This is a genomic window from Alishewanella jeotgali KCTC 22429 (assembly GCF_000245735.1).
Taxonomy (GTDB): Bacteria; Pseudomonadota; Gammaproteobacteria; order Enterobacterales; family Alteromonadaceae; genus Alishewanella; species Alishewanella jeotgali.
The window spans coordinates 1-13,354 of record NZ_AHTH01000054.1 but is presented as its reverse complement, the minus strand read 5'-3'; the positions used below and the strand labels follow the sequence as shown (position 1 = coordinate 13,354).

Genomic DNA, 13,354 nt, shown 5'->3' with positions numbered 1-13,354 from the left:
GGCTGCAAAAACAAGCAGCAAACGTCAACACGCCCTAATCAGCAGCTTTCTTTTAAACTCTGCAAGTATTTGCTCCGCACTTTTATCAGTAAAGCCGGCCGCTTCTGCTGCCGCGAGTTTTTGATTGATGGCATCAGCTCGCCTCGCGTTGCGGATTAACTCGTTGATCAGCTCACTTTTACTGTTGTATTCATGAGCATTCTGCACCTTTTCTTGTAGCCACTGCTCGTTCGCTTGGCTAAGTGTTACACTCTGTCTCGTCATTGCGCGCCCCTGGTGCAAAAGTGATGCGTTATTGCACCACAAAATATTAAATCTCAATATAAATACTGCAACTCAATAATGCAATTAAAAAAGGCGCCGCAGCGCCTTTTCTATAGCAAAGAGAAAACAACGGTTTAGAAACTGATACCACCATCAATTTCTACCACCCGGCCGGTAAAGAAATCGTTTTCAAAGATATACTTAGCTGTATGCGCAATCTCTGCAGCTTCACCTAAACGGCCAACCGGTTTCATTTTTTCCAGGCGCTCGCGCGCTTCAGGCTTCATGGCATCGGTCATGGCGGTGCGGATCACGCCAGGGGCAATAGCGCCCACGCGGATGCCATAACGGCCTAATTCACGTGCCCAGGTGACAGTCATCGCCACGACCCCGGCTTTAGAGGCAGCATAGTTCGTTTGCCCCATATTACCGGCACGGGCCACGCTCGACATATTGATAATGACACCCTTACGACCGTGTTTAACCATCAGTGCAGCGGCTTCACGGCCACACAGGAATACCCCGGTCAGGTTAACATCAATCACCGATTGGAACTGTTGTAATGGCATCTTGGCAACCAGTTCACCGTCTTTAACTTTCAGCAGCAGGCCATCACGTAAAATACCGGCGTTGTTAATCAGGCCATCAATACCGTTAAAGTCGGCATCGATTTGGGCAAAAGTGGCTTCGACCTGCGCCTCATCCGCCACGTTAGCAACGTAGACTGCCACCTGGGTTTGCGCTGAAAGCTCCGCCTTCGCCGCTGCCAGCTGCTCCGGGTTCATATCCAGTAGCGCCAGTTTGGCACCCTCTGCAGCACACATCCGCGCCATTTCCAGACCTAAGCCCTGGGCGCCACCGGTAATTACTATTGTTTTATCTTTTAAATTCATAATAAATTCACCACTTCTATCAGGCTACGACAGATACTGCGTACATTTTTTGCCGGACACGCCGTGAATACATCCATGTAGGGTTACAAACTTCATCCCGAAGTTTGCCCTTAGGGTCAGCGTGCCGCTGTTCAAATTCGTTCCCGACGAATTTGTCTCTTTCGCATCCATGCGAAAGACGTTCCGTCAAAAAAGTACATCCGCATCTGTCTCAGATGAAAATCTAAGGGTACATCCGTAGTAAGCGGGATGGCGGATGTACTTTTTTCTGAGACCGTTGGAGGCCATGGATGGCCGGACAAATTCGTCGGGAACGAATTTGGACAGCCCTGCTGGCCTCCGGTGAATATCATGGATGATATTCACAATCGAGCCCCAGGGACGGTTCACGGCGTGTCTCAGAAAAAATGTACGCAGTCATCCCGCGGTTCGGAGAGAGTTTTCTCAGTGTTAATTCTTAACTTTTTCGAAGGCGGTAAAAATACTGGAAAAATCCAGCTTACCATTACCGGCCCGCTGATGCGCCACATACAAGCTACGCGCCAACGCCCCCAGCGGCGTACTACTGCCACTTTGCAGCGACGCTTCCAGCGCCAGACCCAGATCTTTGACCATCAAATCGACCATAAAGCCGCCCTGATAGCCATTGGACGACGGCACATTTGGCAGCACATCCGGGCAAGGGTTATATAGTTCCAGGGTCCAGTTACGGCCCGAGCTTTTTAGCATAATCTCCGACAAAACCTTCGGATCCAGACCGTTATCAATACCCATTTGTAGCGCTTCTGAGGTACCAACCATCAGGATACTGAGCAGCATATTGTTGCAAATTTTTGCGATCTGCCCGGCGCCAACCGCGCCGGCATGAAACAGGTTTTTCCCCATATTGCTTAGTACGGTTTTCGCCCGCTCAAAATCTGCGTCACTGCCGCCGACAATAAAAGTTAAGGTACCAGCTTTAGCGCCGCCGACACCACCGGAAACCGGCGCATCAATAAAGGCCAGACCTTGCTCAGCCAAAGCTGCACCAAGTTTACGGGCACTGTCCGCATCGATAGTCGAGCAATCAATTACCAGCGCTTTTTTATCGATGTGGGTGGCAATGCCCTGCTCCCCCAGATATAAGCTCAGCACGTGTTTCGCCGCAGGCAGCATCGAAATCACAAAGTCAGCGCCGGCAACGGCATCAGCAGCCGAGCTGACCACGGCTGCCCCTTCGGCTTTTACCTGGGCCAATGCATTGACCGATAAGTCAAAAGCCGTAACCTGATGACCGGCTTTAACCAGATTGACCGCCATCGGGCCGCCCATATTACCTAAACCAATAAAAGCTACTTTTGCCATTGTCTTATCCTTGTTATCAGGTTTGACCGCCTTGCGGCCAGAGCAATAAATTAGTTTTCTAGCTTGCCTAAATCCTGCAGCGGATGTTGCCCGGCGCTCCAGGGTGAACGGAATAACTCATCGATCACCGCCTGCGGCACAGCGCTCACATCCGGATACTGCCACTTGGGTTGTAAATCTTTATCAATCAGCAGTGCCCGCACCCCTTCCTGAAACTCGCCCAGTTTGGCGCATTGCACACTTAAGCCAAGCTCCAAGCGGAAACTGTCGGCCAGAATTAAACTTTGCCCCAGTTGCAATAAGCGATACACAATATGTGCCGTGATTGGACTACCGTAGCGCAGTGAGTCCTTGGCTTTTAGCAGCCATTTATCCTCACCCTGCATGGCGTCTATTGCCGCCATTACGCCAGCCAGATCCGCTTGCCCGGGTAAGCGGCTGATCGCATCCTGATGCAGCCGGATTTGACTAAGTGGCATCTGGGTGCGACAACCTTCTTCCTGCGCGCGCAGTACATCAGACAGTTTCTGATGATTAAGCGCCACCGTATTACCCCAATTAACCGTCAACAGTTTGTCCAGCAGTTCGGCTTTTTGCTCATGGCAGATAAAGACATCAGCCAAACCTATAAAACGCGCATCGGCAGCATTAATAGAGGCGCCGGTTAAACCTAAAAACAGGCCGCAGCCTGCTGGCATACGATTTAAGAACCAGCTGGCACCGACATCCGGATAAAGGCCTATGGCCATCTCCGGCATGGCAATCCGGCTGCTCGCCGTGACTACGCGATGCGAGGCACCGGCCATTAAGCCCAGCCCGCCGCCCATCACAATACCGTTGCCCCAAACCAGTACCGGTTTGTCAAAAGTATGAATTAAATAATCCAGCCGGTATTCTTTGGTAAAGAAATCTTCGACATAGGGCTGATAAGTACCAGGCTGATCTTTCATCGCCTGGTACAGATCGCGGATATCGCCGCCGGCACAAAAGGCTTTATCGCCAGCACCTTGTAATACTACCAGCGCTACTTGCGGATCGGCCTTCCATTGCAGCATCTGTGGCAGCAACGACTCCACCATCGGCAGGCTTAGCGCGTTTAAGGATTTTTCAGAATTAAGGGTAGCGACGGCAATTTTTTTGCCATTAACTGCGGTCAGCTCCTGATAGAGCACCGGAGCAACAGAGTGTTCAAGCATGATGAGTCCTTCTGTTTGGCTGCAGGTGTAAGGCGCAGCGCTTGCCGTCACCGCATAGCGTCTGGCTAAGCGGTGACGGCCACGGCTAGGCTTTGCAACAAACCTACCCGAGTTTAACCTGGCTGTATTACAGGATAGCGCCGGCAGCTTCATCCAGCAGGCGACGACCAATAATCAGCCGCATGATTTCGTTGGTGCCTTCCAGGATCTGGTGTACCCGTACATCACGGAAGTGCCGCTCCAGCGGATATTCTTTAATATAACCATAACCACCATGCAGCTGCAGTGCCTGATCACAGACACTAAAACCGACGTCAGTAGCAAAACGCTTGGCCATCGCACAATAGGCAGTTGCTTCCGGATCCTGAGTATCCAGTTTAAAGGCGGCTAAGCGTACTAACTGACGGGCGGCGACCAGCTCGGTCGCCATATCAGCCAGTTTAAACTGCAGTGCCTGGAACGCCGCCAGCGGCTTACCAAATTGCTGCCGCTCCAGCATATAATTACGGGCCGTATTCAGGGCTTGCTGCGCAGTACCAATAGAACAGGTAGCAATATTAATCCGGCCACCATCTAAGCCTTTCATCGCAAAACTAAAGCCTTGCCCTTCACTACCCAACAGCGCAGACTGATGAATACGCACGTCTTCAAAGGTTACCAGTCGGGTCGGCTGCGCATTCCAGCCCATTTTTTCTTCGGCTTTGCCGTAGATCACGCCCTTCGCATCAGCAGGTACCACAAAGGCAGAAATCCCTTTCGGGCCGGCTTCGCCGGTGCGTGCCATCACGACTAAGACTTCAGTTGAGCCTGCGCCAGAGATAAACATTTTTGAGCCGTTTAACACATAGTGTTCACCGTCTTTGCGGGCACTGGTGCGTAAACTGGCGGCATCTGAGCCTGAACCCGGTTCGGTTAAACAATAGGACGCTAATTGCTCACCGGTAACCAGCTTGGGTAACAAGCTTTCTTTAACCGCCTCAGTGCCGAAGCTGGCAATCATCCAGGTTGCCATATTATGAATCGTCAGCATCGCTGTAGTCGCGGTACAGCCCATTGCCAGCTGTTCAAAAATAATGGAGGAATCCAGCCGGGATAAGCCCATACCGCCAAACTCTTCCGGCGTATACAGCGAGCAAAAGCCCAGCTCACCGGCCTTTTGCAGCACGTCTTTCGGGAAATGATGTTCGCGATCCCAGGTCGCGGCATGCGGCGCTAACTCTTGCTCAGCGAACTGGCGGGCGACCTCAACAAAGGCCTGTTGATCTTCAGTCAGATTGAAATTCATCGTTACTGTCCTGTACTACCAGATTAATTACAGTAAAAGTGCACAGTAAAAGGCAAAACGGGCGACGCTAAAGCTGCAAATTTTTTTTAGTTTGTCTTTACTTTAGGCGCCGCCACGCCTGCTCCTGTCACCGGTTAACGCAGGTTAATTGACATATTCGGGCCACTGACCTGAATATCGTCATCGAACCAACGCGCTGTAATGGTTTTGGTTTCGGTGTAGAACCGCACGGCTTGCTTACCGTAGGCATGCTGATCACCGTAGAAAGAGCCTTTCCAACCGGTGAACGAGAAGAACGGCAGCGGCACCGGGATCGGCACATTGATACCGACCTGACCCACTTCGATATTATGTTGATACTTACGGGCAGCAGCACCACTGGCGGTAAAGATCGAGGTGCCGTTACCGTACGGGCTGCTATTTACCAGCTCAATAGCCTGATCCAGGTTAGCTACTGTCATAGTGGTTAATACCGGACCGAAGATCTCTTGTTTGTAGATTTCCATCTCGGTGGTGACATCGCTAAACACCGTTGGGCCAACCCAGTTACCATTTGGATAACCATCAACCTGACAGTCAGAGCCATCCAGCAGGCAGGTTGCACCTTCTTTTTTACCCTGGGCAATTAACGACAGAATACGGGCTTTTGCTTGCGGGCTGATTTGCGGGCCATAGGCCGCTTTGTCATTGCTGTAATGGCCCGGACCAACCTTACCAATGGCCGCCGCCACTTCCGGGATCCACTCAGCTGCGCTACCCACAAACACAGCCACAGAGATCGCCATACAACGCTGACCGGCCGCGCCGACAGAGGCACCGACCAGCGCATTAATCACCTGCTGCTTATTCGCATCCGGCATAATCACCATATGGTTTTTCGCACCGGCAAAGGCTTGTACGCGCTTTAAATTGTCAGTGCCGGTTTTGTAAATATACTGGCCGACATTGACCGAACCGACAAATGAAATCGCTTTAATATCAGGGTGATGCAAAATGGTATCGACCTGTTCTTTGGCACCGTGTACGACCTGCAATACACCCTTAGGGGCACCGGCTTTGACAAACAGTTCCGCCAGCTTGTTTACTGTCATCGGATCCTGTTCAGACGGTTTTAAAATAAAGGTATTACCGCAGGCAATCGCCATCGGGAACATCCACAATGGGATCATCGCCGGGAAGTTAAACGGCGTAATACCGGCACAGACACCTAATGGCTGAATATAGCTGTAGGTATCGATGCTGCGCGCGACGTTCTCAACCGTTTCACCCATCATCAGCGACGGAATATTTGCCGCCTGCTCCACCACTTCAATACCGCGCCAGACATCGCCCTTGGCATCTTCAACGGTTTTACCCAGCTCTTCACAGATAATGGCAGCGATTTCGCCCTGGTGATCTTTTAACAACTGGGCGTAGCGCATCATTAAACGAGCGCGCTCAGACACCGGCACTTCTTTCCAGGTTTTAAAGGCGGCTTTGGCAGAGTCAATCGCCTGCTGCATCTCTGTGGTAGTGGCACAAGGTACCTGTGCAATCACTTCCTGGGTGGCCGGATTGGTTACCGGGATCAATTTGTCACTGTTCGAGTGCACAAATTCACCATCAATAAATAACTTAACCTGTTGTGTCATTTTAGTATCTCTTTGATTTTTAACTGCTATTAGTAAACGGGCGGCCGGCGCTTTAGTGTTTGTGTTGTTGGCCGGTTCCTACCCTGTTAAGCGTGCCTAGCTGATCTTTTGATCTATTATTTTTCAGGCAATTTGCGGCGCTTCTCCCCAACCGCTTTTTGTTATGGTGTTGCTGTTATAGTGAGACTGATTTCGTGTTTCCGACAATTTGTATTACAGCGCTTCCACAGCCAGGGCAACGGCCTCACCACCACCAATACACAGTGAAGCAACACCGGTTTTTAAACCGCGCTGTTTCAGGGCGTGGATTAAGGTCACTAACACCCGGGCACCAGAGGCACCAATCGGATGGCCCAGGGCACAGGCCCCACCATTGACATTAACCTTGCTGTGCTCCAGGCCCAGCTCATTAATCGCCAGCATGGTCACCATGGCAAAGGCTTCGTTAATTTCCCACAGATCAACCTGCTGTTTTTGCCAGCCGGCTTTGGCCAATACTTTTTGCATGGCACCGACCGGTGCTACTGTAAACAGCGCCGGCTCCATCGAGTGCGTAGCATGAGCAACGACCCGCGCCAGTGGTTTTAAGCCCTGTGCTTTGGCATCGGATTCACGCATTAACACCAGCGCCGCTGCACCGTCTGAAATCGAGCTGGAGTTGGCGGCAGTGATGGTACCGTCTTTGGCAAAAGCCGGTTTTAACGAAGGGATCTTCTCTGGTTTGGCATTACCCGGCTGTTCGTCGACATTAAAGCTGACTTCACCTTTGCGGGTTTGGAACACCACCGGGGTAATTTCAGCGGCGAAAGCACCGCTGCTAATCGCGTGCTGGGCACGGCGTAATGATTCCACCGCGTAGGCATCCATCTGTTCCCGGCTAATGCCTTTCTCGTTCGCCGTGTCCTGGGCAAAACAGCCCATGGCTTTGCCGTCATAGGCATTTTCCAGCCCATCCAGCATCATATGATCTTTAATCTGACCGTGGCCCATGCGGTAGCCGCTGCGTGCTTTATCCAGTAAATACGGGGCGTTGCTCATTGACTCCATACCACCGGCTACCACAACATCAGCACTGCCGGCATTGAGTAAGTCAGCAGCCAACATCACCGCTTTTAAGCCGGAACCGCATACCTTATTAATAGTAGTCGCGCCGGCACTCAGTGGCAGCCCGGCTTTTAAGGTTGCCTGACGGGCTGGCGCCTGGCCTAAACCGGCTGGCAGCACGTTACCCATAATGACTTCGCTGACTTGCTCAGCCGCGATGCCGGCATCGGCTAGCGCCGCTTTAATTGCCGTGGCCCCTAATACGGTCGCATCCACCTCGGCAAGACCGCCCATAAAGCCACCCATGGCGGTGCGCTTAGCGGCAACAATCACAATACTATTCTGCTGAGTCATGCGGTTCTCTCCCGTTACGGCATTTTTTCTGGCACAGAGCCTACACCAAATTTACGTTTACGCCAACGTCAACATCATAACACTATGGTTGTAGCCGGAAAACGCAGCGGCGATTTTCGTCCCGAAAAGTGCCGGCTATTTGGCATCTTATCTTTACATTTTTACCGTTTCGCCCGTCTGCAGGCCTTAATTCGCGCGCCCACAGCTTTACCTTTACGTAAACTTCACTTATAGTTGCCTGCACTTTTCGGGAAGGCCTGCAATGAAAGAAAAAGACGAAAAAACCTACAGTATCAGTGAACTGGCAAAAGAGTTTGATATCACCACCCGCAGTATCCGCTTTTATGAGGACCAGGGGCTGTTATCGCCAACCCGCGCCGGCCAAACCCGCATTTACAGCAAACGCGATCGGGTGCGGCTGAAACTGATCCTGCGCGGTAAACGTCTGGGCTTTAGTCTGTCCGAAACCGGCCAGTTGTTTGAGCTGTACGATGCCGATAAAAGCAGCGTAACCCAGCTCAATACCATGCTGAAGTTAATTGAACATAAAAAATCCGAGCTGCAGCAGCAGATGGATGACATTAAGGTCGTGTTGATGGAGCTGGTGACGGTAGAAAAACGTTGCCGCGACACGCTGGCCGAAGCCAAACAGCAAAAGAACGCAAACGGGGAATAAGATGATTAGTACATATAAAGGCCTGAATTTCGACCTGGGCGAAACCGTAGATATGATCCGCGAGCAGGTAAACAGCTTTGCCCGCGAAGAAATTGCCCCGCGTGCAGCACAAATTGACCATGATAATGCGTTCCCCAATGACTTATGGCGTAAATTCGGCGATTTAGGCCTGTTAGGCATCACGGTTGACGAACAATACGGCGGTTCAGGCCTGGGCTATTTAGAGCACGTGATAGCGATGGAAGAAATCAGCCGCGCCTCAGCCTCTGTAGCGCTGTCCTACGGCGCGCACTCCAACCTGTGCGTAAACCAAATCTTCCGTAACGGCACCGAAGCACAAAAACAAAAATATCTACCGAAACTCTGCTCTGGTGAGCATATTGGCGCTCTGGCAATGAGTGAGCCGAATGCCGGCTCTGATGTTGTCAGCATGAAACTGCGCGCCGACAAAAAAGGCGATAAATATATTCTGAATGGCAACAAGATGTGGATCACCAATGGTCCGGATGCCCACACCTATGTTATTTACGCCAAAACCGACATTAACGCCGGTAGCAAAGGCATCACCGCTTTTATCGTGGAGCGCGGCTTTAAAGGTTTCTCGCAAGCGCAAAAACTCGACAAACTGGGGATGCGTGGCTCAAACACCTGTGAACTGGTATTTGAAGATTGCGAAGTCCCCGAAGAAAACGTGCTGGGTCAGGTTGGCCGCGGTGTACAGGTACTGATGAGCGGTCTGGACTACGAGCGCGTGGTACTGTCAGCAGGCCCACTGGGCATTATGCAAGCCTGTATGGATGTGGTCGTGCCGTATATCCATGATCGCAAACAGTTCGGCCAGGCGATTGGTGAATTCCAGCTGGTACAGGGCAAGGTTGCCGATATGTACACCAAAATGAACGCCGCCCGCTCTTACGTTTATATGGTTGCTAAAGCCTGTGACCGTGGCGAAACCACCCGTAAAGATGCCGCGGGTGTGATTCTGTATGCGGCTGAATTGGCGACGCAGATGGCGCTGGATGCCATCCAGTTATTAGGCGGTAATGGCTATATTAATGAATATCCGACAGGCCGCTTGCTACGGGATGCCAAGTTATACGAGATCGGTGCCGGCACCTCGGAAATACGCCGCATGCTGATCGGCCGTGAGCTGTTTACTGAGTCGAACTAAGATGGCAAAAATCACCAGTAAAATTAATCCGCGCAGCGACGAGTTTCAGAAAAACGCGGCAGCGATGCAGGCGGTGGTCGATGATCTGCAAAGCAAAGTCCGGCAAATTAAACTGGGCGGTGGCGAAAGCCTGATCGCCCGCCATGTGGCGCGCGGCAAACTCTTTGCCCGCGACCGCGTGCAAAAGTTGCTGGATCCGGGCTCACCTTTTCTGGAAATCGGCCAGTTTGCCGGCTGGGAATGCTACGACGACTATGTCCCTGCCGCCGGTGTCGTCGCTGGCATCGGCCGTGTCAGCGGCGTCGAGTGCATGATTGTCGCCAATGACGCCACCGTCAAAGGCGGTACCTATTATCCGCTGACGGTAAAAAAACATCTGCGGGCCCAGGAAATTGCTGAACGTTGTCACCTGCCCTGTATTTATCTGGTTGACTCCGGCGGTGCCAACCTGCCACGACAGGATGAAGTCTTCCCAGACAAGCTGCACTTTGGCCGCATCTTCTTTAATCAGGCGAATATGTCGGCCAAAGGCATCCCGCAAATTGCAGTGGTAATGGGCCTTTGTACCGCCGGCGGCGCCTATGTGCCGGCGATGGCGGATGAAAGCATTATCGTCAAAGAACAAGGCACCATCTTTCTGGCCGGTCCACCGCTGGTTAAAGCCGCGACGGGCGAAGAAGTCTCCGCCGAAGAGCTGGGCGGTGCCGATGTGCACTGTAAAATTTCCGGCGTCGCCGATCATTATGCATTAAACGACGAACACGCACTGCAACTGGCACGCAATGCGGTATCGCGCTTAAACCGCCCTGCGCCAGCGCAGCTGGACGTGAAACCGGTAGCAGAACCACTGTACGATGCCAAAGAGCTGTACGGCATTGTCGGTACCGACTTGCGTAAGCCGTTTGATGTGAAAGAAGTAATAGCGCGGATTGTCGATGGCTCAGACTTTGATGAGTTTAAACAGTACTATGGCGCGACCCTGGTCTGTGGCTTTGCGCGCATCTTCGGCTATCCGGTAGGCATTGTCGCCAATAATGGGATTTTATTCTCAGAGTCAGCGCAAAAAGGCGCACACTTTATCGAGCTCTGCGCCCAGCGCAAGATCCCGCTGTTGTTCCTGCAAAATATCACCGGTTTTATGGTCGGCAAAAAGTATGAAGCCGAGGGTATTGCCAAGCACGGCGCCAAGATGGTGATGGCAGTAAGCTGTGCCAAAGTACCGAAATTTACCGTACTGATTGGCGGTAGCTACGGTGCCGGTAACTATGGCATGTGCGGTCGCGCTTATGATCCCACCATGATGTGGATGTGGCCCAACGCACGCATTTCAGTAATGGGCGGCGAGCAAGCTGCTGGTGTCATGGCGCAGGTAACGAAAGACGGTTTGGCACGTAAGGGTGAAACCTTATCAACGGAAGCCGAAGCTGCACTGAAAAAGCCGATTATTGAACAGTATGAGCAGCAGGGGCATCCGTACTATGCCAGCGCGCGGCTGTGGGATGATGGCATTATCGATCCGGCGCAAACCCGGATGACGGTAGGCCTGGCGCTCGCTGCAGCGTTAAATGCACCGATTGAAGAGAGCCGCTTTGGCGTGTTCAGGATGTAAATAAAGCACTCTGTGAGTGTTTGAAAATAGCAGAGTTTAGAGCGGTGCAACGCCCTTAGCAGGGTAGTAATTTTCTCCACCGGCTTCAAGGATCACATCCCTGTGCCCTTTCAGCCTCCGCAGCATCCATGCTGCTGTTACGAAAATTCTACCGCAGCTAAGGGCTTAAACAACATCGGTGAGGCGTCAAGATAATATACATTTGGCGGCACGATCGTGAACGAGGCGGTAAACGCAGAGTACACTTTGCTCGGGGACCTGTTTGGCATGGATGCCAAACAAGAGCGTACAGGGAGGTATTCACAGCGTGCCCCGACAAAGTTGTACGGCGTGTTTAGCCGCCGAATGCACCGGATTTTAATTTACAGATTTTAGATCGGTGCAACGCCCTTAACTGGGTAGTAATTTTCTTCACCGGCTTCAAGGATCACGTCCCTGTGCCCTTTCAGCCTCCGCAGCATCCATGCTGCTGTTACGAAAATTCTACCGCAGCCAAGGGCTTAACGAATATCAGTGAGTCATAACGACTCACAGAAGGTAAACGAGGCGGTAAACGCAGAGTACACTTTGCTCGGGGACCTGTTTGGCATGGATGCCAAACAAACAAATTCGTCGGGAACGAATTTGAACAGCGGCACGCTGGCCCGTAGGGCAAACTTCAGGAAGAAGTTTGTAACCGTACAGGGACGTATCCACAGCGTGCCCCGACAAAGTTGTACGGCGTGTTTAGCCGCCGGGTGCAGCGGACTTTGGTTTACAAATTTTAGAACGGTGCAACGCCCTTAACTGGGTAGTAATTTTCTCCACCGGCTTCAAGGATCACATCCCTGTGCCCTTTCAGCCTCCGCAGCATCCATGCTGCTGTTACGAAAATTCTACCGCAGCCAAGGGCTTAACTAACAAGCGATTGCGAACGAGATGATGAGCATTCCGTGCACTTTGTAAGGGAATGTATTTTTCAGGGATGAAAAATGCAAGCGTACAGGGACGTATTCACAGCGTGTCCCGGCAAAGTTGTACGGTGTGCTCGTCATCGGATGCACTGAACCGGGGGCCGCAGATTCCAGTTCAGAACACAGCAAGAATAACGGAGCGACATCATTATGAGCCAACATTATACCGAAATCAGCATTGACTCCCGCGGTGTCGCTAACCTGATCCTAAACCGCCCGGAAGTCCACAACGCCTTCGACGACCAGATGATCGCCGAATTGATCCGGGTACTGGACCAGCTGGCTGCCGACGATAAGGTCAAAGTATTAACGCTTAGCGCCCGTGGTAAAAACTTCTCAGCCGGTGCTGATCTCAACTGGATGCGCTCAATGGCGCAAAAAAACTACCAGCAAAATCTGGACGATGCCAACGAACTGGCTGCACTGATGCATAAGCTGGATAAATTTCCTAAACCGACCATCGCGCTGGTACAGGGCGCCGCTTTTGGGGGCGCTGTGGGTTTAGTCGCTTGCTGTGATATGGCATTGGCCGAACAAGGCGCCAGTTTTTGCCTGAGTGAAGTAAAGATCGGCCTGATCCCGGCAGTAATCAGCCCCTATGTGATGCGGGCGCTGGGTGAACGCCAGTGCCGGCGTTACTTTTTAACTGCCGAGCGCTTTAGTGCAGACAGCGCCTTAACTATGGGTTTATTGCATCAGGTTGTTGCTGCCGGTGAACTGGCATCTCAAGCTGAAAGCTTGATCGCTAGTCTGCTGCAAAATAGCCCGGCTGCGGTTAGCGCTGCCAAGGCACTGCTGCACAACATTTATAACCGTAAAATCAGTAACAATGTGATTGCGCATACCACCCAGGCGATTGCCGAGATCCGCGTTTCGGCAGAGGGTCAGGAAGGCTTGACGGCCTTTTTAGAGAAACGCAAACCGGCTTGGCTGG

General features: G+C 52.0%; 11 protein-coding genes. 4 read left to right on the top strand and 7 right to left on the bottom strand.

Annotated features, from left to right (window positions below):
* Nucleotides 1-24: 24 nt before the first annotated feature.
* From AJE_RS16510 to AJE_RS16480, 7 genes are all read right to left on the bottom strand, one after another.
* The gene (locus AJE_RS16510; protein WP_008951803.1) at nt 25-264 is read right to left on the bottom strand and encodes a ribbon-helix-helix domain-containing protein; all 240 of its coding nucleotides are present in this window, start codon (nt 262-264) and stop codon (nt 25-27) included.
* 134 nt (nt 265-398) lie between these two features.
* Complete coding sequence (locus tag AJE_RS16505; protein ID WP_008608149.1) at nt 399-1,157, bottom strand: SDR family oxidoreductase; 759 nt, start codon at nt 1,155-1,157, stop codon at nt 399-401.
* A 450-nt stretch (nt 1,158-1,607) separates the two neighbouring features.
* Nucleotides 1,608-2,501: a 3-hydroxyisobutyrate dehydrogenase gene (mmsB, locus tag AJE_RS16500; RefSeq protein ID WP_008951802.1), complete on the bottom strand. Its 894-nt coding sequence runs from the start codon at nt 2,499-2,501 to the stop codon at nt 1,608-1,610.
* Nucleotides 2,502-2,551: 50 nt separating this feature from the next.
* Nucleotides 2,552-3,697: an enoyl-CoA hydratase/isomerase family protein gene (locus AJE_RS16495; protein WP_008951801.1), complete on the bottom strand. Its 1,146-nt coding sequence runs from the start codon at nt 3,695-3,697 to the stop codon at nt 2,552-2,554.
* A 127-nt stretch (nt 3,698-3,824) separates the two neighbouring features.
* Complete coding sequence (locus tag AJE_RS16490; protein WP_008951800.1) at nt 3,825-4,982, bottom strand: acyl-CoA dehydrogenase family protein; 1,158 nt, start codon at nt 4,980-4,982, stop codon at nt 3,825-3,827.
* 134 nt (nt 4,983-5,116) lie between these two features.
* A complete protein-coding gene (locus AJE_RS16485) occupies nt 5,117-6,613 on the bottom strand; it encodes a CoA-acylating methylmalonate-semialdehyde dehydrogenase (protein ID WP_008951799.1) in 1,497 nt (498 codons plus the stop codon).
* A gap of 213 nt (nt 6,614-6,826) precedes the next feature.
* Nucleotides 6,827-8,011 (bottom strand): thiolase family protein, encoded by a 1,185-nt coding sequence (locus tag AJE_RS16480; protein WP_008951798.1) that lies wholly within the window; start codon nt 8,009-8,011, stop codon nt 6,827-6,829.
* Between the two features lie 262 nt (nt 8,012-8,273).
* Here AJE_RS16480 and AJE_RS16475 point away from each other — a divergent pair, with 262 nt between their 5' ends.
* From AJE_RS16475 to AJE_RS16455, 4 genes are all read left to right on the top strand, one after another.
* Nucleotides 8,274-8,687, top strand: a complete 414-nt coding sequence (locus AJE_RS16475) for a MerR family transcriptional regulator (protein ID WP_008608135.1) — start codon at nt 8,274-8,276, stop codon at nt 8,685-8,687.
* A gap of 1 nt (nt 8,688) precedes the next feature.
* A complete protein-coding gene (locus AJE_RS16470; RefSeq protein ID WP_008951797.1) occupies nt 8,689-9,858 on the top strand; it encodes an isovaleryl-CoA dehydrogenase in 1,170 nt (389 codons plus the stop codon).
* A gap of 1 nt (nt 9,859) precedes the next feature.
* Complete coding sequence (locus AJE_RS16465; protein ID WP_008951796.1) at nt 9,860-11,467, top strand: carboxyl transferase domain-containing protein; 1,608 nt, start codon at nt 9,860-9,862, stop codon at nt 11,465-11,467.
* Nucleotides 11,468-12,570: 1,103 nt separating this feature from the next.
* A partial coding sequence (locus tag AJE_RS16455; protein WP_008951795.1) for an enoyl-CoA hydratase/isomerase family protein occupies nt 12,571-13,354 on the top strand: 784 nt, incomplete at its 3' end.

What these genes read in the sequence shown, in the direction of transcription:
- AJE_RS16495 (WP_008951801.1), bottom strand. Translation starts at nt 3,697, where the DNA reads ATGCTTGAACACTCTGTTGCTCCGGTGCTCTATCAGGAGCTGACCGCA.
- mmsB (WP_008951802.1), bottom strand. Translation starts at nt 2,501, where the DNA reads ATGGCAAAAGTAGCTTTTATTGGTTTAGGTAATATGGGCGGCCCGATG.
- AJE_RS16490 (WP_008951800.1), bottom strand. Translation starts at nt 4,982, where the DNA reads ATGAATTTCAATCTGACTGAAGATCAACAGGCCTTTGTTGAGGTCGCC.
- AJE_RS16470 (WP_008951797.1), top strand. Translation starts at nt 8,689, where the DNA reads ATGATTAGTACATATAAAGGCCTGAATTTCGACCTGGGCGAAACCGTA.
- AJE_RS16510 (WP_008951803.1), bottom strand. Translation starts at nt 264, where the DNA reads ATGACGAGACAGAGTGTAACACTTAGCCAAGCGAACGAGCAGTGGCTA.
- AJE_RS16480 (WP_008951798.1), bottom strand. Translation starts at nt 8,011, where the DNA reads ATGACTCAGCAGAATAGTATTGTGATTGTTGCCGCTAAGCGCACCGCC.
- AJE_RS16505 (WP_008608149.1), bottom strand. Translation starts at nt 1,157, where the DNA reads ATGAATTTAAAAGATAAAACAATAGTAATTACCGGTGGCGCCCAGGGC.
- AJE_RS16475 (WP_008608135.1), top strand. Translation starts at nt 8,274, where the DNA reads ATGAAAGAAAAAGACGAAAAAACCTACAGTATCAGTGAACTGGCAAAA.
- AJE_RS16465 (WP_008951796.1), top strand. Translation starts at nt 9,860, where the DNA reads ATGGCAAAAATCACCAGTAAAATTAATCCGCGCAGCGACGAGTTTCAG.
- AJE_RS16485 (WP_008951799.1), bottom strand. Translation starts at nt 6,613, where the DNA reads ATGACACAACAGGTTAAGTTATTTATTGATGGTGAATTTGTGCACTCG.